Genomic DNA, 19,948 nt, shown 5'->3' on the forward strand with positions numbered 1-19,948 from the left:
TTCGTTACTGATAGAAGTAACCGGCCGAGGAGATCACGTCGCTCGAGTCGTCTTTCTCGATCTTCTCTAAGGCCTCGGTGAAGTCCTGATGGGAGACTTCGTTGCGGTCGTTGCGGATGGCGAACATGCCGGCTTCGGTGGCGAGGCTCTCGATTTCGGCCCCGGAGTAGCCGTCGGTGTCGTCGGCGAGGTCGGCGAAGTCGACGCCGTCGGCGACGTTCATCGTGCGGGTGTGGATCTGCAGGATCTGTTCGCGGCCGTCGCGGTCGGGTTCGGGGACTTCGATGAGGCGGTCGAACCGGCCGGGCCGGAGGATCGCGCGGTCGAGCATGTCGAAGCGGTTGGTTGCGGCGATGATGCGGACCTCGCCGCGGGCCTCGAAGCCGTCCATTTCGCTCAGGAGTTGCATCATGGTTCGCTGGACCTCGGCGTCGCCGGAGGTCTTGGATTCGGTGCGCCGCGAAGCGATGGCGTCGATCTCGTCAATGAAGATGATGGCGGGCTGGCGCTCGCGAGCCATCTCGAAGAGGTCGCGGACGAGCCGCGAGCCCTCGCCGATGAACTTGCGGACGAGTTCCGAGCCGGCCATCTTGATGAAGGTGGCGTCGGTCTCGTTGGCGACGGCTTTGGCGAGCATCGTCTTGCCCGTCCCCGGCGGCCCGTAGAGGAGGACGCCGCTCGGTGGGTCGATCCCGACCTCGTCGAACAGTTCGGGCTCGGCGAGGGGCTGCTCGACGGCTTCGCGGACTTCCCGGACCTGCTCGTCGATGCCGCCGATGTCGGCGTAGGTGACCGCCGGCTTCGCGGTGATCTCCATCGACTGGGCGCGTGCGTCGGTCTCGGTGTTGAGGATCGTCTGGATCGCAAAGGAGTCGTTGACCGCGACCCGATCGCCGGGTTCGATGCGGTCGCCGATACGCGAGGAGACGTCGGTGAGCACCTCCTGGTTGTTCCCGTGTTGTTTGACGATGACCTGGTCGTCGAGGACGTCCTCGACCGTCGCGATGTACAGCGACGAACTCTTCAGCGTCTCGTTTTCGCGTTCGACGCGGTCGACCTTCTCCCGGAGGCGCTCGCGGCGGTCCTCGGCGTCGTCGAGCTGTTCGGACAGCTGGTCGTTGACGTCGACGAGGTCCTCGTAGTGCCCGCGGAGCGCCTCGAGCCGCTCGTCGTCGGGGAGATCTGAGTCGATATCGCGGTGAGGTCGGTCTGGAATAGACGGGCTTCGAGACATCCTGATATACCCCGATAGGATTCCGACAGTAAATGTGCCTTTGGGTCCCGGAGGGATTTCGCCCGGACACGATCACGCGCCGCGAGACTGTCGGCTGCACGTCCCGTTTGGACGGATCGCCGGTACGGGGCGCTCGAACGGACGATCAGGCCAGCAGCGACTCGAATTCCTCGAGTCGGTCGCCGTAGGTCTCGAGAGCGCGATCGATCGGTTCCGAACTGCTCATGTCGACGCCGGCGATCCGGAGCAGTTCGAGCGGGTACTCCCGGGAGCCCCGGCGGAGGAACTCGAGGTAGTCGTCGGCGGCGGACTGGCCGTCCTCGAGGATGGTGTCGACGATCGCGAGCGCCGCCGAAATGCCGGTCGCGTACTGGTAGACGTAGAACGCCCGGTAGAAGTGCGGGATCCGCATCCACTCGCGGGCGATGCGGTCGTCGATCGCGGCGGGTTCGTAGTAGTCCGCCTTGAGCCCGCGGTAGAGCTCGTCGAGGCGGTCTGCAGTGAGGGGCTCGCCGTCCTCCTCGAGCCGGTGGGCTTCGTGTTCGAACTCCGCGAAGAGGGTCTGACGGTAGAGCGTCGAGCGCACGCGCTCGAGGAATTCGTTGAGGACGTGTTTCCGGAACTGTGGATCGTCGACGGTTTCCAGCAGGTGGTTGGTCAACAGCGCCTCGTTGACCGTGCTGGCGACCTCGGCGACGAAGATCTCGTAGCTCGAGTAGACGAACGGCTGTTCGTCTTTCGTGAGTTCGGAGTGCATCGAGTGGCCGAGTTCGTGGGCCAGCGTGTACATCGAGGAGATGTCCTGCTGGTAGTTCAGGAGGATGAACGGCTGGGTATCGTAGGTGCCCCCGGAGTACGCCCCCGACTGTTTGCCCTCGTTCTCGTAGACGTCGATCCACTGGGAGTCCAGTCCCTCGGCGACGCGGGACTGGTAGTCCTCGCCCAGCGGAGCCAGCGCGTCGACGACGTACTCGGTCGCCTGGTCGTACTCGAGGTCGGGCCCCTCATCGCCGGTCAGGGGCATGTAGAGGTCCCACATCCGTAGCTCCTCGACCTCCAGGGCCCGCTGTTTGAGGTCGGCGTGGTGGTGGAGCTTGTCGATGTTGTCGTGGACGGTTTCGACGAGCGTATCGTAGACGTCGACGGGGACGTTGGGACCGTCGAGGGCGGCCTCGCGTGCAGTGTCGTAATTGCGCGCTCGAGCGGTCTTGACGTCGGCTTTGACGCTGTTTTTGTAGCTGGCCGCGACGGTGTTGCGCACCGATTCCCACTCGTCGAAGTAGCCCTCGTAGACGCGCCGTCGGAAGTCCCGATCGGGGCGCTTGAGCAGGTTGGTGAAGTTGCTCTGGGTGATCTCGACGGCCTCGCCCTCGGGATCCTCGACGGTGGGAAACGCCATGTCCGCGTTCGAGAGCATGTTGTACACTTCACCCGTCGCGCCGGTCACCTCGCTCAGGTCCGCCAGCAGCGCTTCGACCTCGGCCGAGCGCGTGTGGGGTTTCATCCGGAGCACGTCGTCGACGTAGTGGTCGTAGGTCTCGAGGCCCGACTCCTCGTCGACCATCGCGTCGAACTCCTCGAGGGTCAGCTCCTGGAGTTCGGGCTCGATAAAGGAGGCGGCGGATTGGGCGTCGGCCGCCAGCGACTGCGATCGGGCGGTCAGCGCCTGGTACTCCTGGTTCGTCGTGTCCTCGTCGCGACGCATCCGGGCGTAGGCGGCGACCGTCGACACCTCCCGCATGATCTCGTCGCGCAACTCGAGGGTCTCGAGGAGGGACTCGGCGTCGTCGGTGACGGTTCCTTCGTAGGCCTCGAGTTCGTCGATGCGCTCGGCGACGGCCTCGTAGGCGGCTTCCCAGTCGTCGTCGGTCGCATAGATGCTCTCGAGGTCCCACGTATACTGCTCGTCGACCTCCGAGCGTTCGGGTACGGAACTCATAGACACGCGTTCGAAGCGGTGTCGGTAAAGCGTGTCGGACCCCTTCAGGGGCCGGAAAGACGATGGTTCACCCTCCCGGTCGTGCCGCGGGTTCGCGACGGGGACCGGCGAGCGGCAGAACGAACGGCTTTTCACTCCGATTTCCCGAATCGCCAGTATGAACCGGCTCCTCGAGTCGTTAGACGACGCACCGATCATCGACAAGGACGGATACGAGTACCTCGTCCACCCGATCAGCAACGGGGTTCCACAGCTCGATCCCGCCCTGTTGCGGGAGGTCGTTGTCGAGGTGATGCGGACCGCGGACCTCGACGTGGACAAGATCGTCGCGCCGGAGGCGATGGGCATCCACCTCGCGACCGCGCTTTCCCTGCAGGCCGACGTTCCGCTGGTCGTTATTCGAAAGCGGGCCTACGGGCTCGAGGGGGAGGTCTCCCTGCATCAGGAGACGGGGTACTCGGAGTCGGAGATGTACATCAACGACGTCGAAGCGGGGGACCGGGTCGTGATCGTCGACGACATGCTCTCGACCGGCGGCACGTTGGCTGCGATCTGTGACGCGCTCGACGGCATCGGAGCCGAAATCGTCGACATCGTCGTCGTGTTGCGCAAGGTCGGCGAGTCGGCGCTCGACGACACGGAATACGAGGCGACGAGCCTCGTCGACATCACGGTCGAGGACGGCGAGGTGACCGTCCACTCGGCGCATCGGTAGACGTGCCGAGGACCGGCGGCGGCCAACGGTCCGTCTCGAGCCGGTAGCTCGACGGGGGCAAGACGCTCCCGTGTATTCGGCACAGGGTATGCATCTATGTGCACATATGGGGCACCTAACTCGCCCATTTGAGCGTGTTTGCGAATCTTTTTGTACACCCATCTGCAACCTGGCGGCCATACAATGTCGACGGAACCGGACGGCGGCATCGAACTCGAGTACGGTCTGGACGACAAACCGCCGTTACCGAAATCGATTCTGCTCGGCCTACAACACGTCGCGGTGATGATCGTCCCGGCGACGGCAGTGGCCTATGCCGTCGGGACCAGCGTCGGTCTCGACGGCGACACGGCCTACCTCGTCCAAATGGTCCTGCTGTTCTCGGGGCTGGCGACGATGGTACAGGCGTACACCGTCGGGCCCGTCGGCGCGCGCCTGCCGATCGTCATGGGCTCGAGTTTCACGTTCGTGGGCGCGTCGATCTCGATCGGCGCGGACTACGGGATGGCCGCCGTCTTCGGCGCGATCCTCGTGACGGGATTCGTCGTCGAGGGACTGATCGGCTGGCAGTTCAAACGCATCAAACCCTTCTTCCCGCCGCTGGTGACCGGACTCGTCGTCGTCATCATTGGCCTCTACCTCGTGCCCGTCGCGATGGACTACGCTGCCGGCGGTGTCGGCGCGTCGGACTTCGGTGCCTTGCACCACATCGGACTCGCCGCGGTCGTGCTGGCGATCGCCGTCGGCCTCAACATGTTCACGCGCGGCGTCACGCGACTGCTGTCCGTGCTCGTCGCGATCGGCGTCGGGTACGCGGCCGCCATCGCCCTCACGTTCACCACCGGTCTCGAACTCGTCGACTTCTCGACCGTCGGCGACGCCGCCTGGATCGCGCTGCCGTCGCCCACCCGCTTCGGCTTCGAGTTCGAACCGATCGCGATCGCCACCTTCGCCGTCCTCTTTCTCGTCTCCTCGATGGAGACCGTCGGCGACATGTCCGGCGTCACGGCCGCCGAGGGACGCAATCCGACGAACGAGGAGTTCCGCGGCGGGCTGTTCAACGACGGGCTGCTGAGTTCGATCGGTGCCGTCTTCGGCGCGTTCCCGATCACCTCCTTCTCTCAGAACGTCGGCATCGTCAACTTCACCGGCGTGATGAGCCGTCACGTCGTCGGCATCGGCGGCGTCTTCCTCGCCGTCCTCGGGCTGAGCCCGAAGGTCGGCGCCGCCGTCACGACGATCCCCAGCGCGGTCTTCGGCGGCGCTGTCCTGCTGATGGCCGGGATGGTCGCCGCGAGCGGGTTCCGACTGATCGTCACGCACGTGGATCTCGATCGTCGGAACACGGTCATCGTCGCCGTCTCGCTCGGCCTCGGGCTCGGCGTCGCGACGACGCCCGAAGCCCTCGCGGGACTCCCGAGTGGCGCGGAACTGTTCTTCGGACAGTCGGTCATCGTGACCGCGCTGTCGGCGCTGGCGCTCAACACGTTCGTCCCCGGTGCGGGGAGCCCGCTGTTCGACGCCCCGTCGACCGATTCGGAATCTGGCGCGGAGTCCGCTGACGCCGCGCCCGTCGGCTCCGGCGACGACTGAGCCACACGCCGGCGTGACGGCGTGCTTGCGACGACCGGGGACGGCTCGAATGCGAGCGGGCAACGAACGCCCTCGAACCGGTTCGATAACGAGATCGTTCGGTCTACGAACTGTTCTCGATGGATCGGTTCCGAAACGGAAACGATGCGACCGATTTCACGGCCAGGGGTACTCGAGGCCGATAGTACTCACTGAACGTCATTGCACACTTGATCGTCCGACGGCGTTGCGATCGGTGTGTAAATCGTTTCGGTGACTACTTAGCTTTCGGCGTCGACCGCCGTCCGAACGACGCGGGCGAAGCCGAGCGTGGCGAGGAACGTTCCGACGAGGACTAGCAAGACGAACAGGACGACGCCCAGGGCGGATGCACCGACCTCGGGATGGGTTCGCAGCGGCGACGTGAGACGGAGTCCGAAGAAGATCACGAGCACGCCCGCAGCGACACGGATCGACGCGCGCCAGTAGGCACCGTACTCCTCGGGGGACAGTTCCATGCGCCGACGTGTGTCCGTGGCCGTAAAAAACGCTCCTACACGGATGGCAGACTGCGGGCACGGTGGCTGCCTCGAGCCGAGTCGTCCCGCTGTCAGCGCATCCCGTCGGCCACCTCTCGGGCGACCCGCGCTCCCGTTTGGCGATCGATCCGGCAGCGATCGAACACCGCTCGAGCGCTCGCGGCCGCGGCGTCGTCGATCTCGAACGCGAGTTCGGGGTAGGCCACGTCGGTCAGGACGAGCGGCTCCGGCGGGGCGGGTGCGATCCCTTCGTGGCCGGGCAATGGATCGGGCTCGAGGACGCGGTCGACCTTCGCCAGCGTCGACTCGCCGGTCCCGATCTCACGAGCCAGCGAGACGAGTCGCCGAACGAGTTCTCGAGCGAAGCCGCCCGCGCTGACGGTGACGAGGAGGTAGTCGCCGTCCCGGTTCGCCGCGAGGGTCAGCGACCGCTCGGTGTTGTGGTCGTCGGGCGTCAGATTGTGAACGTCGTGGCTCCCGGAAAGCGCCTCACAGGCCGCGTGGAAACGGTCGTCGTCGACGGCGGGGTCGACCGGCTCGCGGTCCGAAGCGGACACACCCTCACCAGCGGGCGGCGCGTACAGATGGTACGTGTACTCCCTGTGGCTCGCGTGGTGGGTCGCGTGGAACTCCGCCGGCACGTCGGCGGCCGCCCACGCCCGGATGTCGGCCGGGAGGTCGGCGTTCAACGCCCGCGGCGCGAGCCAGTCGGGTGCCTCGAGTGCGATCGTCTGTGCGAGCGCGGAGACGCCGGCGTCGGTGCGGCCGGCGGCGGCGTAGCCGGTTGGTTTGTCGGCGGCAGGGTCGAGGACGTCGAGTGCGCGGAGCGCGTCGAAGATCGCATCCTCGACGGTGGCGACGTCGGGCTGGCGCTGGTAGCCGTGGTATTCCGTCCCGTCGTAGGCGATCCTGAACGCGCGGGGAGTCATCGGTTCTCGAGTCGATCCAGCGGGGCCAGGCTGTTATACCGTTCGCTGTTCAGTGGACGATTTCGCTATCGCGGAGGAGCGCTCGTTCCGTTCGGTCCGCTTCCGGGCCCGCATCGACGAGGGTCGGCTCGTCGACCGGTTCCGAAAACCGATCGGGGTCGGGTTCGACGCGCTCGAGCATCGCAGAGAACACCGACCCGCGCCGGCCGCTGGCCGAGACAACGCCGCCGTATTTGCGGTCTTCGAACGCTGTTTCCTCGGGATCGGGGAACTCCTCGCGGATGATCTCCGCGGTCTCTCGGATGTAGTCTGCCGCCTGTTGCTGTGAGTACAGACTCTCCTCGTAGTAGGTCTCGGCGTACTCCTCGTCCAGTTCGTCGGACGAGTGTGCCGGCGACTCGTATTGGACGGACTTCCTCGTCGTGTAGCCGCTGGCAAACCGGATGTTCATGGTGAAACTGTCGGGATAGCGCAGGATGAGCGGAGCGAACAGCATGTCCGTAATAGTGGCCCGCTGTTGGGCCCGCCACGCCCCCTCGAAGTAGTACGCGGCGAGCGCACCGATCCGATCGTCACGCTCTCCCCGGTTGTACGCCATCGCAGCCTCTTCGTAGTCGTTGCCCGCGATCCGTCGAAGACGCCGCTCGAAGGTCTCGGCGATCCGATCGAGCTCGGCTTCGTAGGCGTCCAGAACCGACACTGTGGGGTCAGCGAGGTGTTCGGCCTTCCGCTCTCGAGCGGCCGCCACGGTCATCATGTTCTCGTGGAACACCCGCTCGGCGTCCATATCGGGAAGCGGAATTCGGACCGCTCGCTGGTGCAGAACCCTCGTGTCGCCGTTGAATCGGGTCTGCGTCCCGTCCATGGGATTGCTTTCGTGAAACAGTGGTATAACCGATTAGGCCGATCGAGCTGAATGTTCGGATTTGTTATGGTAATTTCGGCGTCGTGGGCCAGTCCGTCCGGCTCGGGACGATCGACGGCGGACCGAGGAATTTAGGGTCCCGTGGCTCGCTCCTACTCGGTATGATCCTCTCCGATGCGGATATCCTCGAGCGTCTCGAGGCCGGCGACCTCGTCGTCGACCCTCTCGACGACCCGGAACTACAGATCCAGCCCGCGAGCGTCGACCTCCGGTTAGGTCGGGAGTTCCTCGAGTTTCAGCGGACGAATATCTCCTGTATTCATCCCGATTCGGAGCAGGAGATCGACGAGTACATCACCGAAACCGTCGTCGACGAGGGGGACGACTTCATTCTCCATCCCGGTGACTTCGTGCTTGGCACGACCTACGAGCGCGTCGAAATCCCGGCGGATCTGATCGCCCACGTCGAGGGCCGTTCGTCGCTGGGGCGGCTCGCCGTGGTCGTGCATGCGACCGCAGGACTGTGCGACCCCGGCTATCGGGGACAGATCACCCTCGAGCTATCGAACCTCGGCTCCGCCCCGGTCGCGCTCACGCCCGGTATGCGTATCTCCCAGCTCACGTTTACCGAGCTCAAGACGCCGGCGGAGCGGCCCTACGGCAGCGATCGGGGCTCGAAGTACCAGGATCAGGACGGCCCGCAGGCCTCCCGCATCGGCAGCGACGACGAGTTCGGTGGCGACCAGCTCGAGCGCGACGGCTGAACCCCTGGCAGGCGATTCGTGAAGATCGTCTCGGCCCCCGTCCGAAGCCGTCCGCGTTCCGCTCGCGAGGCGATCATCGTCGATGCTGCTATCGACGGGGCCCCCATCGGGAACTCCGTGCGCTGTGCGTCGTCGTGTGTCGGCGGGCGGTATAAGGCCGCCCTCGTGGTACTTGCCTGTGACTATGACTGCGACAGGTGAGAGCGGCGTCGACGTCGCCGGTCCGTCCGACGCACAGTCGATCGTGTTCGTCCACGGCGCGATATTCACGCGGAAGATGTGGCTCCCCCAACAGCGCGAGTTCTCCGACGAGTATCACACCGTCGCCCCCGATTTGCCGGGACACGGCACCCGCGCCGGCAAGCCGTTTCGGATGGAGCCCGCGGTCGACGTTCTCGAGGATACCGTCGCGAGACGGACCGACGGATCGGCGGTGTTCGTCGGGCTCTCGCTGGGTGGCTACGTGGCGACGGAGTACGCCTACCGCCACCCCGATCAGGTTGACGGGCTGGTGTTGTCGGGGAGTAGCGTGAATCCGACGGGGACGATGGAACTCGGAACGCGGCTCACCGGTGGCGTCGCGCGGTTGCTGACGAAACCCGATTTCGGGAAACGCGCGATCGAGAAACTGGCAACGCGCTGGGTTCGGAAACGTGACCTGCCGCCGGACGTCGAACGGGAGATCATCGAGGCCGGCTTCTATCCGAAACAGTTCGGCGACGCGGGACCCGACATCGCCGGCGAGGATTTTCGGGCGAAGCTCTCGACCTATCCCGGCTCGACGCTGATCCTCAACGGCGAGAACGACAAATTCATGCGCCGCGGGGAAGCGGCTCACGCCGCTGTCGCACAGGACGGTCGCGTCGAGGTCCTCGCCGGCGTCGGTCACATTTGTAATCTCCATCGACCGGCGACGTACACGGACCGAGTACGACGGTTCGTCCACCAAACCGTTCCCACACGACAGTAGGGCGACGAACACGTAAGACGACAGCAGGGCGATGCACACGCGAGACGACGGGAGGACGACTCGAGTACGGCGGGGATCGCCGGTCCGGGAGCAACGAACGGGGTCACCGAGGAGTGATTCCGAGCGGGAGCCGAGAACGGGAACGAGAGGCGGGCGGAATGGTCGAGTGGGGCGGGGGCCAGACGCCTCCTCAGGAGCGTCGGTCGCCGATCAGGTTCCGGAGGCGGCCGGGGATTCCGAGCAGGGAGATGCCGAATCCAAACAGGACCATCAGCACGTAGACGCCGAGCGTCGAGGTCCAGACGACCAGCATCGAGAGGATCGCCCAGGGACCCTCGAGGAAGTAGAACGCGGCGATCGACATCGCCGTTCCGTACAGCAAGACGAGGTATGGGCCCCAGTCCTGTGCGTGGCCGCGCCGAACCCGTCGTCGGACGTAGCGTTTGAGCTCGCCCTCGAGGGACTCTTTTCGAACGGTCCTGTCCTCGACGTCGTCTTCGAAGGCGTCCACGCGGTCGCGCAGCCGCTCGATCTCCTCGCGGAGGACTTCCGCGTCGCCGGCGCGATCCCGGGTCCGGGCGCTGGCCCGCCGTCTCTCCCCAGCGTCGCTCGCGCGGTCCTCCGTGGCTCCCTCGTCGGCACCCGTAGCGTCGTCGGTCATCGCTTCTGTGGAAATCTGTCGGTGTCCGGGACTTTGTAGCTGCCGATCCACTTCACGGTCGACGAGGACGGCGTTGAGGATTGCGCCGAAGACCAGGATGATCGAACCGACGTACAGCCAGACCAGGACGAGGAACACGGCACCGAGCGCACCGTAGATCGCGTAGCTTGTTGCCAGGCTGGTATACAGCGAGAACCCCTGACCCAGCGCGTACCAGCCGACGGCGGCGACGATCGTTCCGGGAGCTGCCTCGCGAAGCCCGACGTTCGCGTCGGGAAAGACGACGTACAGCGGCAGGAACGTCGCGACCAGGCCGAGAACGACGAACAGTTGGCCGACGACCAACACGCCGAATCCGGGAACGAACCGGAGCACGAGCTCGAGGACACCGACGACGACGAGTCCCAGCGTGATGCCGATGGAGACGATCGTCGCATCCCAGACGGTATCGAGGAGCGACTTCTCCCCCGCAGTGCCGTACACTTGCGAGAAGGCTCGATCGAGGCCCCGAAGGACGCGGCTCGACCCCCACAACAGCCCGAGGATGCCGGCGATGGTCGCTCCCTGCCGACCGGTATCGTCGACGAGCGTCTCGGCGAGTAGCTCCTGGGCCGTCGGCGTCAGGATGTCGCTGGCTGCTGCCGTGAGCCGCGCTGCGAGCGCCTCCCCGCCGATCGACGCGGCGATTCCCAGCGCGAGCAACATGAGTGGTACGAGCGAGATGAACCCGTAGAACGCGACGCCGGCCGCAAGCAGCGTCAGCTGTTCGGTCCGCGCGAGCCGAAGCGCTGCTCCGGTCAGCTCGAGTCCCCGTCTGTGATCGATCACGGGCGACCCTTCCACGCCGGCCGGTATATCTAATCCCGTCGGATGGAACCACAACGAACGCTTACGCTGTGACGGCCGCGGGTCGCACCGACCCGGACCCCACCCCAGCGCTGTATCCGTCGGTTTCGATCGCCGAGCCGTTGATCCGGTCAGTATCGATCGACGGCCGCAGTTCGGTCCGTTCGTGGCCGTTCCGCTCCGGGACAGTATCCTTTTCCAACATTCCGTCGATGGGTTCGTATGGACCAGCGACGCTGTCCGGACTGTGGCGTGACGATGGAATCGGTCCCCGTTCGCGACACCGAGGGCATGAGCCTGTCCATCGCGACCGGGAAACGCGACGGGCTGCTGGGGAAGATCGGCCTGAAAAACACGACGAAACTGCAGGGCGTCTGCTGCCCCGAGTGCGGGCTCGTCCGCCTCTACGCCGACGTCGAGTAACTCGATTAGCCGAGATTCGACGCAGTCGCCGCGCGGATCTCGCCGACGCTCGCGTCCGTCTTGAACGTCGTCCCGCCGTAGTGGGCTCGCGAGGCCGCGTGCCCCGCCTCGCGGAGATCGGCCAGGAACTCGTCCATCGCGTTCGCGGGCAGCCCCCAGTTGCGACAGAGCTTGTGCTGGTCGTAGTGGGTCGGCTCGTCGAGTTCCGCCGCGAGCGTGTCACAGAGTTCCCGTGCCTCCGGTGCGGTGTCGAACGTATAGGGGATTTCGTCCCGGACAGCGCCGACGAACGCCGGGTCCTGGACGGGCCCGAGCCACACGGGGCCGGCGGTGAGCATCCGATTGCCGTCGCAGTGGGGGCACGTCTCGAGCGGATCGGCGATCAGCCCGGAATCGGCCTCGCGGTAGAGACAGTCTTCGCAGTGGTAGAGATAGCCTAGCTCGTCGATCGCGGCGTCGGCCGACGTGGGCTTGTTGGTCAGTTCGAGGTAGGTCCGAACGTAGTGGCTGGTCGCGTGGGTCAGGATCGGTTCGACGCCGACGTCGAAGCGAGCGGCGCTTCGGGCGAGCGCAGAGACGAGGATCCGAACGCCCATCTCGGCGTGGTAGTCGGTATTCTGGGGGATCGCGGAATACGAGCGAACGCCGCTGTTGAAGTGTGCCCCACACATGGGTGCGGTGTCCGTCGCGGTCACACAGACGAGGTCGCGACAGTTCGCGAATGCGGCGTCGGCGAACGGCATCGGCGTCCCGTAGGGGTCGAGATCGATCACGTCGAAGGGCTCGTCGTGCATGAGGGCGCTGACGTTGCGGTGCTCGACCGTCGCCTCGCAGTCGTTTCGCGCGAGGTTCGATCGTGCGAGTTCGACCGCTTCCTCGTCGACGTCACAGCAGGTGACGTCCCAGCCGTCGGCGGCGGCCCGAACGCCGCGGACGCCGCTTGCAGTCATCGCGTCCAGATACGATGTGGCCCGCTCCTCGCGCTCGCGATAGGCCCGCAGCGTCGCGATCGTCAGATCCCGATTCAGCTCCTGTCGCGGGTTGTAGAAGACCGACTCCTCGATCCCCTCCGTCTGTTCGCCGGGGACCTCGAGTTCGACCCCGCCCTCGGTGACGCGCATACGCCCTCTCGTCGGTAGCGGGCGAAAAACCGTGTGGTCTCGGACGGGTGCCCGACGGGCGACGTCGACGACGACCGTGTGGGGCTCACTCGACGCGGGCACTGACCGCCGGCAGCGTCACCGAGAACGTCGAGCCGTCGCCCGGCACGGACTCGACCCGGATCTGGCCGCCGTGGCGCTCGGCGATCCGTTTACACAGCGCGAGGCCGATCCCGGTCCCGTCGTGCTCCTCGCGGCTGTGGAGTCGCTGAAACACCTCGAAGACTCGATCCTGGTCGTCGGGATCGATGCCGATCCCTTCGTCGGCGACGGACACCGTCCAGTTCGACCCGTTTCGCTCGGCGGTGACGTGAACGTGTGGGGGGTCGTCGCCGCTGTACTCGATCGCGTTGCTCACCAGGTTTTGAAACAGCTGTCGGAGTTGATTCTCGTCGCCCTCGACGCGGGGTAACGCCGCCGTCTCCAGCGTCGCGTCGCTTTCGGCGAGTGGCACTTCGAGATCCTTCCTGACGGCCGCAAAGACGGTCTCGAGGTCGACCGGTTCGAACGAATCGCCCTGCGTCCCGACGCGGGAGTACTCGAGGAGCGCGTCGATCATCTCGCGCATGCGCTGGGCGCCGTCGACGGCGTAGCCGATGAACTCCCGGCCGTCCCTATCGAGGTCGTTCCCGTACCGATTCTCGATCAGCGTGAGGTAGCTCGTCACCATTCGAAGGGGCTCCTGTAAGTCGTGGGAGGCCGCGTAGGCGAACTGCTCGAGGCGTTCGTTCGAGGACGCGAGCTCGCCGTTGGCGTCCTCGAGTTGCCGTCTAATTCGCTGTAGCTCTCGATTACGTCGGTCGAGTTCGCGGGCTCGCGTTTTGGCGAACGCGTCGCTGATCCCGACGCCAAAGCCCGCGACGCTCCCGAACGCCGAGAGAACGAGCGCCGCTCGAAACGGATCGGTCACGCTCTCCGCGGGCTCGAGTTGGTAGAGGGCGAGCACGCCGAGCAACACCCCGAGTCCGCCGAGACACCAGTGGACGATCGTCGGATAGAACTCGGGAAGAACGTCCGCCCGGGGCAATCGATAGCTGCCGTACAGGAGCACCAAGCCGGGAACGCCGATGAAACTCGCGACGAGGGCGACGCTCGAAACGGGACTGCCTGCGGTCAGCCGTTCGAACGCCCATCCGAGCGCGAGCAGAACGTAAAGCGCCCCGATCGCCCCGATTGTACCTCTCCCCCTGAGCGGGGACCTGACCCGGTGGCAGTGGCTCATCAGCGCTACTCGGTATCGGATCTATTTTCGCGTTCCGCCAGCGATCAGGTACCGCGGATTTCGATCGTTCCGTCACGTCACCCGACCGACCTAGCAGCACGACGCTCGAGCAGAACACAACCAAACCGATTTTACAGTTCGGCGCACAGTCACGGACGTGTCGGAGGCCAACCCCGTCGAGCGATGGCAAGCGGCTCTCGAGGAAGCCGGCGAACTCACGCCCGAGATCGTCGGCGACATTTCCGAGATTCACGGTGACCGCGGGGTTCGGGCCATCGAAGCGGTCGGCGAAAACCGCGTGAAATCCTATCGGGATTTCACGATCGTCGTCGGGTACGACGACGAGTACATCGTCGAAGACGGCGGCTGTACCTGCAAGGACAGCGAGTACAACCTCGACGCCGACGATCCGACCGAGCGCTGCTGGCACTCGCTTGCCGTCGCGATCGCTCGTCGGGTGGGTCACGTCGACTACCACGACATGTGGTACTCCGAGGTCCGCGAACTGCTGTAATCCGGTTTCGCTCGTCGCCCGCGAACTCGATGACTGGCGTTACGCTGTTCGGATCGAGCGCCGCTACTCGGACTCGTTACAGGCAGCGATGATGACCTCCGGCTCGTCGATCAGCCGGTTTTCCATGTAGTTGCCCTTCCCCTTGCCGGCCCACTTGCGCTCCTGTTCGATGATCGAGAGGAACTCGAGTTCCGAGAGAATGTCCCGAACCCGGCGCAGTTTCAGGTGTTCGGAGCCATCACGGTCACAGAGCCGTTTGTAGAGGTCGTAGGCCTCGTTGGTCGTTACCGGCGCGTCGTCGCCTTTCTTCTGTTGGGTCGACAGCGCCATCGCCTCGAGGACGAGTTTCGCGTGACTGGGACTCTTGGAGATCAGTTCGGCCAATCGGCTGGTTTCCTCGCGCTCGTGGGCCTGGTCGACGCAGGACTCGGTGACCGTCTCGAGGTCGTTCTCCTCGGCGATCTCGCCGGCGAATCGGAGGATGTCGATCGCCTTCCGCGCGTCGCCGTGTTCGCGGGCCGCGAGTGCGGCCACGCGTGGGACGACGCCGTCCTCGAGGACGCCCTCGTGGAACGCGTCCGACCGCGAGCGCAGGATCTCCCGGATCTGGGTCGCGTCGTACGGCGAGAAGACGTACTCCCGCTCACAGAGGCTCGATTTGATTCGCTCGTCCAGCGAGTCCTTGTAGCGGACCTTGTTCGAGATACCGATGACGCCGACCGTACTCTCGGTGAGTTTGCCGGATTCGACGGCCCGCGAGAGCTGCATCAGGATGTCGTCGTCCTCGATCTTGTCGACTTCGTCGAGGATGATCAGCGCGACGTCGTGACGGGTGTCGACGATGTGCCACAGTCGGCGGTAGTATTCGGCCGTGCTCAGCCCCGAGTGGGGGATCGAGACGTCCGTCTCGGACTGCTCGTTGAGTTGGTGCCCGGCCGACTGGACGGCCTGCGTTTCGGTCGATTCCTGCAGGCAGTCGATGTAGGCGACGCCGATCGAGACCTCGTTGCCCTTCGCCCGTTCGATGGCCTGATTCGTGATGAACTTCGAACACAGCGATTTTCCGGTTCCCGTCTTCCCGTAGACGAGAACGTTGTTCGGCGTGTTCCCCCGCGTCGCGGGTTTGATCGCGTTCGCGAGATTCGTCAGTTCGGCCTCGCGGCCGATAATCCGATCGCCGTCCGGAAGGTGTGAAACCTGCAGCAACTCCTTGTTCCGAAAGATCTCGTTCTCGCTGCCGAAGTAATCCATCGAATCCGACATTCGGATAGCGAGGACAAGTCGCGACGACTACTTAACCGTTCCGAACCGGAGTGCCGCTGTATACACGGAGCTCGTCCGCTTGCGTTCCTGAGATGGGCGAAAAACACCCCGGAGTGCCGCTGTATAGGTGAAAATCCACCCCTCGGTTCCGCTGTATAGGCGTCCCGGTCGCCCATCGTCACTCGTCGGGGCGGCGCAGGCGCGCCGGGATTCACGGCGTCCCCCGGAAACCCCGGAGTGCCGCTGTATAGACGGAACTGCACTCCGCAGTGCCGCTGTATAGTCGCCTCGATTCCGTATTTCGCTCGTCGGACCCCGGAGTGCCGCTGTATGGTGGTCGGTCGCACGAAGGACGGACGCCACCTGTCCGGCGGGATCCGTGGGGTAGCTGCCCGTTCCGGCCGGCGGGAGTCGAGTTCGGGCTGCGGGACGATACCGTAGTTCCGCTGTATCGAATAAAAAGCGTTTCTATCGACCGTGTGCCGGCCGGTTTCCACCCCTCGGTGCCGCTGTATGTGGGGACACACACCCCACAGTGCCGCTGTAACGACCCGATCGTGTGTCGACTCGAAGCGGTGCTCGAGAGGGAGGCGCGCGGCCCAATCGATGGGCTCTGACGGGATGGGCTCTGACGGCGCGGCCCGATCGATAGTCCGGGATGGAGGCAGCACCCGAACGGACCGAATCAGCGCTAAGACGGACCACAGGACACCCGAAAGCCAGACGCATAGCACACCCGAGAGCTAAACGCGTCGTTCTTCTCGAGCGGGGAAAGGCGTCCAATACCATCCGGACGATCCGTCCAATACTATCAATGGACGGTAACGCAGAACGGGTATATAGGAGTGGTGTTTCCGTTTGGCGCCACTATCGTGACCGGCAACATTTCAGAAGCTGCGATCGACGATTCCGGCGATTCACCGATGGACAAGCCATCTGCCGGCTGCATACAGCGGCACCGAGGGGTGTGTCTCCACGAGGTCGTCTTCCGGACCCGTGTCTCCAGGGAGTCGTCTCGAATCGTCGCTGACGCTGTGTGGACGGGCTCGGTTCTGTGGACGAGACCGAGTCCGCAGACGTGATCGGTTCGCCGGACCAGAGAACAGCGCCTCGAGGCGATATCGAAACCAAGGCGTTCGAATCAAAACCCAGACGCTCGAAACCCGTGTTCTCGAGCCCCGACTACTCCTCGGCGCAGATCTCGACGAAGTTCCGGAGGATTTGCAACCCGGTCTCGCCGCTCTTTTCGGGGTGGAACTGCGTGCCGAAGACGGTCCCCTCGTCGTTGGCCACGATCGACGGGAACTCGCGTCCGTAGTCGGTCGTCGCGACCGTTGCGGCCTCGTCGTCTGGGGCGGCGTAGTAGGAGTGGACGAAGTAGGCGTAGTTTCCGTCGACACCCTCTACGAGCGGGTGCTCGCGCTGGACCTCGAGTTCGTTCCAGCCCATGTGTGGCACCTTCTGCCCCTCGGCGAACCGGACGTTGGTTCCGGGGATCAGATCCAGCCCCTGAACGGCGGACTCGCCGTCGGTTTCCCCTTCCTCGCTGGTCGTCAGCAGCATCTGCATACCCAGACAGATGCCAAAGAGGGGTGTGCCGCTGTCGGCGACCGCGAGGAGGTCCTCGCGGAGCGGATCGGCGTTCTCGACGCCTTCCCGAAACGCGCCGACGCCCGGCAGGACCACGCCGTCGGCCGCGGCGAACGAAGCAGGATCGTCGGTGATCTCGACGTCGGCACCCGCACGCTCGAGGCCGCGGGTGACGCTGCGGAGGTTCCCGAGTCCGTAGTCGACGATGACGACGGAGGCGAGAGCTTCCTCCTGTGGAGACGAAACGGTGCTCATACGCGTACTCGGTGAGCCGCGTTGAAGTGAATTACCATTCGGGCAACCGCCTATTACTCTCACGTCGAGTACTCGCCACTCGAGGGGTCGATCGATCCGCGTTCGCCGTCGTGACCGCCGTTGCCATCGCCGTCGACGGACTGCCGACGGCGATACACGTAGTAGCTGATTCCCGGCACCGAGGCGAGATACGGAACCGCCAGAAACGCGCCGCCGAAGTGAACGACGCCGAGTACGGCCGCGAGCCACGGATTCGGATTCCACGCCGGATGATCGCGGAGCGCGAGCGCGTCCATGGCCAGCGCCACCGCTACCACCGCCGCGATCAGGTACGCGACCCAGCCGGTGAGGACCGTCGCGGCGAACGCTCCGATCGCTAGCAGCGGGGATTCGGCCTGCGCTGCCACGGTAAACAGGCTCACCGTCGCGTACGTGACGACCAACAACAGCGGCGGAATCGGGAACAGGTAGACGCCGTACCGCCACGACGGATTCGAGGCCGGAGGGGAGTCCGAAGCGGGGGACATACCCGAAATGACCGCCTGTGTGAAAATAACAGTTTTGCCGGTACGCCCTCCATCGAGAGCCGGATCGAACTCGAGAGGCGCGCTCAGAAGCCGTCGAGCCGCGATTGGCCCCCCTCGCTGTCCGCGACACCCGCGAGCTCGGCCGCCCGCTGGAGCGCGTTCTCGAACGTCTCCTCCTGACTGCGGTCGTACAGCGTCGCCGCCGGGTGGACACAGATCAGGAGTCGCCGCGGCGTGCCGTCGATTCGTACCTCTTCGAGGCTGCCCGCCTCTTTGGTGACTGCGACCGAGCGCTCGAGGAGATGCTCGCTCGGAACCTTGCCCAGCGTCACGATCACTTCCGGCTCAAGGCGGGCGATCTCCCGCTCGAGGTAGCCTCGACAGTTCGCGAGTTCGTCTTTGTTCGGATCGCGGTTCTCCGGAGGGCGACAGCGCACGCAGTTGGTGATGCGGATGTCGCCGCGCTCGAGGCCGACGTCCCGGAGCCCGTCGTCCAGAACGGTGCCGCTGCGGCCGACGAACGGCTCGCCCTGCTCGTCCTCGTTGGCTCCGGGCCCTTCGCCGACGAACAACAGGTCGGCGTCGTCCGGTCCGGCACCGTTGACGATCCGGCTTCGAGAGTCGACGAGCGCCGGACAGCGCGTACACTCCGTGACACAGAGATCCTCCATCTCTCCCATACAGGTGGCTCAGTCGGTCGCCTCCTACGTCTTTCGGGACGCAGCCGCCGGTCGTGATCTCCCGGCCGGTTCCCATCGAGACCGACGTGACGAATTCCCATCGAGACCGACGTGACGAATTCCCATCGAGACCGGCGCGACGAATACAGTAATGCTCCGGTATAGAATCCAGTAAGGTCTATATCCGATCGGTCGAGCAACTACGGCCGCGACGGCCGGCCTCCGGTAGTCGAGCTTCGCGGTCGGGTTCGCGACACGGATCGCTCTCGCGCCGGTTCACTCGAACGAACGGGCGTACGAATCGGCCGCTCGAGCCGCCATCTTCGCGACCCGGATCGGCTCCGGACGGCCGCCGTCGGGCGTGAACGCCCGGACGACGTCGTCGGCTTCGGCGGCCTCGAGGCCGACCTGCCTGACGTAGACGGTCTCGTCGCCGACCGACAGTTCGCGCCGGTCGGGCAGCGCTCGGTAGGTCGCGAGCCGTGCCTCGAGTTCGGGGCCGGAAAACGCGTCCCGGAGGCCGGCCTCGAGGCCGTCGCTGGCCTCGAAGGTGACGGCGATGACGGGCCGCTCGATTGCCGCTCGAATGCGCGAAAGCGCGAGGAGGTTGTACCACGCGGGGGCGACGGCGCCGAGCAGGACGTACCGGGCGTCCGGACGGTCGAGTCCGTCGATCAGATCGATGACGGCGTCGGTTCCGTCGGTCCCACCGACGCGACAGGAACCGTACGCGAGGCCGTCGCAGACGCGGTCGGCGCGAACGATGGCCCCGGCCAGCGTGCTCTGCCGGCCACGATCGGCATCGCCCCGATACGATTCGGCGACGCCCAGCGCCCGCACCCCGTTTTTCATCCGCTAGTCGTTCTCGTCTTTGATCTCCTTGAGCCGATCGAGCAGTTCGTCGCTGGACGCACCGTTTTCGAACTCGATGGTTCCGTTGTGGCTGTTCTCTCCCGACTGAACCGCGTCGTCGTCGTCAAAATCAGCGTCGACTTCCTGTTGCTCGGATTCGTCGTAGCTCCCGAATCCCATACGGTGTAACCTACGGGATTCCGATTGAAAAATTCCGCGGTTACCAGTTTATTAGGGTTTTCCAACCAGCCATCCCGTTCGGGAGCGCCTCTGGAACGGATCGTTCGACGATTTATCATAACATATCCGCCAATAACGTAGCCGCCAGACAGTGTCGGACGATATCGCCGTCCCGTCGTCGAGGATACCCTTTTTCTCGTCGGTCCTCGAGGGGACCGTTTTTGCCGCCCGCCGTCCACTGTCAGCGT

At 65.1% G+C, this 19,948-nt stretch carries 20 protein-coding genes; 6 read left to right on the plus strand and 14 right to left on the minus strand.

Annotated features, from left to right (window positions below):
- Positions 1 to 4: 4 nt before the first annotated feature.
- Both pan2 and pepF read right to left on the minus strand, forming a co-directional pair.
- The gene (pan2, locus tag CP557_RS19485; protein ID WP_097381445.1) at positions 5 to 1,234 is read right to left on the minus strand and encodes a proteasome-activating nucleotidase Pan2; all 1,230 of its coding nucleotides are present in this window, start codon (positions 1,232 to 1,234) and stop codon (positions 5 to 7) included.
- Positions 1,235 to 1,379: 145 nt separating this feature from the next.
- Positions 1,380 to 3,173 (minus strand): oligoendopeptidase F, encoded by a 1,794-nt coding sequence (pepF, locus tag CP557_RS19490; protein ID WP_097381446.1) that lies wholly within the window; start codon positions 3,171 to 3,173, stop codon positions 1,380 to 1,382.
- A 157-nt stretch (positions 3,174 to 3,330) separates the two neighbouring features.
- Here pepF and hpt point away from each other — a divergent pair, with 157 nt between their 5' ends.
- Positions 3,331 to 3,888 (plus strand): hypoxanthine/guanine phosphoribosyltransferase, encoded by a 558-nt coding sequence (gene hpt, locus CP557_RS19495; protein ID WP_097381447.1) that lies wholly within the window; start codon positions 3,331 to 3,333, stop codon positions 3,886 to 3,888.
- A gap of 183 nt (positions 3,889 to 4,071) precedes the next feature.
- Positions 4,072 to 5,481 (plus strand): uracil-xanthine permease family protein, encoded by a 1,410-nt coding sequence (locus CP557_RS19500; RefSeq protein ID WP_097381448.1) that lies wholly within the window; start codon positions 4,072 to 4,074, stop codon positions 5,479 to 5,481.
- A 260-nt stretch (positions 5,482 to 5,741) separates the two neighbouring features.
- Here the strand turns inward: CP557_RS19500 and CP557_RS19505 are convergent, their stop codons facing one another.
- The 3 genes from CP557_RS19505 to CP557_RS19515 all read right to left on the minus strand — a co-directional run bounded on the left by CP557_RS19505 (position 5,742) and on the right by CP557_RS19515 (position 7,793).
- Entirely contained in the window at positions 5,742 to 5,978 is a 237-nt protein-coding gene (locus CP557_RS19505; RefSeq protein ID WP_097381449.1) for a hypothetical protein, read from the minus strand.
- A 92-nt stretch (positions 5,979 to 6,070) separates the two neighbouring features.
- Positions 6,071 to 6,928 (minus strand): tRNA pseudouridine(38-40) synthase TruA, encoded by an 858-nt coding sequence (truA, locus tag CP557_RS19510; protein ID WP_097381450.1) that lies wholly within the window; start codon positions 6,926 to 6,928, stop codon positions 6,071 to 6,073.
- Between the two features lie 49 nt (positions 6,929 to 6,977).
- Complete coding sequence (locus CP557_RS19515; RefSeq protein WP_097381451.1) at positions 6,978 to 7,793, minus strand: hypothetical protein; 816 nt, start codon at positions 7,791 to 7,793, stop codon at positions 6,978 to 6,980.
- 161 nt (positions 7,794 to 7,954) lie between these two features.
- Here CP557_RS19515 and dcd point away from each other — a divergent pair, with 161 nt between their 5' ends.
- Together dcd and CP557_RS19525 are read left to right on the plus strand one after the other, a co-directional pair.
- A complete protein-coding gene (gene dcd, locus CP557_RS19520; RefSeq protein ID WP_097381452.1) occupies positions 7,955 to 8,557 on the plus strand; it encodes a dCTP deaminase in 603 nt (200 codons plus the stop codon).
- 184 nt (positions 8,558 to 8,741) lie between these two features.
- Positions 8,742 to 9,527 carry an alpha/beta fold hydrolase gene (locus CP557_RS19525; RefSeq protein ID WP_097381453.1) on the plus strand — a complete coding sequence of 262 codons (786 nt, stop codon included), beginning with the start codon at positions 8,742 to 8,744 and terminating at the stop codon, positions 9,525 to 9,527.
- Between the two features lie 190 nt (positions 9,528 to 9,717).
- Here the strand turns inward: CP557_RS19525 and CP557_RS19530 are convergent, their stop codons facing one another.
- Positions 9,718 to 11,016, minus strand: coding sequence for a YihY/virulence factor BrkB family protein (locus CP557_RS19530; RefSeq protein ID WP_097381727.1), 1,299 nt, complete (start codon positions 11,014 to 11,016; stop codon positions 9,718 to 9,720).
- A 240-nt stretch (positions 11,017 to 11,256) separates the two neighbouring features.
- Between CP557_RS19530 and CP557_RS19535 the strand changes: the two genes are divergently transcribed.
- Positions 11,257 to 11,457, plus strand: coding sequence for a hypothetical protein (locus CP557_RS19535; protein WP_097381454.1), 201 nt, complete (start codon positions 11,257 to 11,259; stop codon positions 11,455 to 11,457).
- Positions 11,458 to 11,462: 5 nt separating this feature from the next.
- Here the strand turns inward: CP557_RS19535 and CP557_RS19540 are convergent, their stop codons facing one another.
- Both CP557_RS19540 and CP557_RS19545 read right to left on the minus strand, forming a co-directional pair.
- Positions 11,463 to 12,578 carry a tRNA (guanine(26)-N(2))-dimethyltransferase gene (locus tag CP557_RS19540; protein ID WP_097381455.1) on the minus strand — a complete coding sequence of 372 codons (1,116 nt, stop codon included), beginning with the start codon at positions 12,576 to 12,578 and terminating at the stop codon, positions 11,463 to 11,465.
- Positions 12,579 to 12,663: 85 nt separating this feature from the next.
- Positions 12,664 to 13,839, minus strand: a complete 1,176-nt coding sequence (locus CP557_RS19545) for a sensor histidine kinase (protein ID WP_097381456.1) — start codon at positions 13,837 to 13,839, stop codon at positions 12,664 to 12,666.
- Positions 13,840 to 13,996: 157 nt separating this feature from the next.
- Between CP557_RS19545 and CP557_RS19550 the strand changes: the two genes are divergently transcribed.
- Positions 13,997 to 14,353, plus strand: coding sequence for a hypothetical protein (locus tag CP557_RS19550; RefSeq protein ID WP_097381457.1), 357 nt, complete (start codon positions 13,997 to 13,999; stop codon positions 14,351 to 14,353).
- Positions 14,354 to 14,416: 63 nt separating this feature from the next.
- Here CP557_RS19550 and CP557_RS19555 read toward each other — a convergent pair whose 3' ends face one another.
- The 6 genes from CP557_RS19555 to CP557_RS19580 all read right to left on the minus strand — a co-directional run bounded on the left by CP557_RS19555 (position 14,417) and on the right by CP557_RS19580 (position 19,700).
- Positions 14,417 to 15,616 carry a Cdc6/Cdc18 family protein gene (locus CP557_RS19555; RefSeq protein ID WP_097381458.1) on the minus strand — a complete coding sequence of 400 codons (1,200 nt, stop codon included), beginning with the start codon at positions 15,614 to 15,616 and terminating at the stop codon, positions 14,417 to 14,419.
- A 1,182-nt stretch (positions 15,617 to 16,798) separates the two neighbouring features.
- Complete coding sequence (gene hisH / locus CP557_RS19560) at positions 16,799 to 17,461, minus strand: imidazole glycerol phosphate synthase subunit HisH (protein WP_097381459.1); 663 nt, start codon at positions 17,459 to 17,461, stop codon at positions 16,799 to 16,801.
- Between the two features lie 59 nt (positions 17,462 to 17,520).
- The gene (locus CP557_RS19565; RefSeq protein WP_245853062.1) at positions 17,521 to 17,988 is read right to left on the minus strand and encodes a hypothetical protein; all 468 of its coding nucleotides are present in this window, start codon (positions 17,986 to 17,988) and stop codon (positions 17,521 to 17,523) included.
- Between the two features lie 83 nt (positions 17,989 to 18,071).
- A complete protein-coding gene (locus CP557_RS19570; protein WP_097381460.1) occupies positions 18,072 to 18,668 on the minus strand; it encodes a uracil-DNA glycosylase in 597 nt (198 codons plus the stop codon).
- 276 nt (positions 18,669 to 18,944) lie between these two features.
- A complete protein-coding gene (locus tag CP557_RS19575) occupies positions 18,945 to 19,520 on the minus strand; it encodes an endonuclease dU (protein WP_097381461.1) in 576 nt (191 codons plus the stop codon).
- A 3-nt stretch (positions 19,521 to 19,523) separates the two neighbouring features.
- The gene (locus tag CP557_RS19580; RefSeq protein ID WP_097381462.1) at positions 19,524 to 19,700 is read right to left on the minus strand and encodes a DUF5786 family protein; all 177 of its coding nucleotides are present in this window, start codon (positions 19,698 to 19,700) and stop codon (positions 19,524 to 19,526) included.
- Between the last annotated feature and the right edge of the window lie 248 nt (positions 19,701 to 19,948).

It is taken from the genome of Natrinema ejinorense (genome assembly GCF_002494345.1).
Classification (GTDB): Archaea; Halobacteriota; Halobacteria; order Halobacteriales; family Natrialbaceae; genus Natrinema; species Natrinema longum.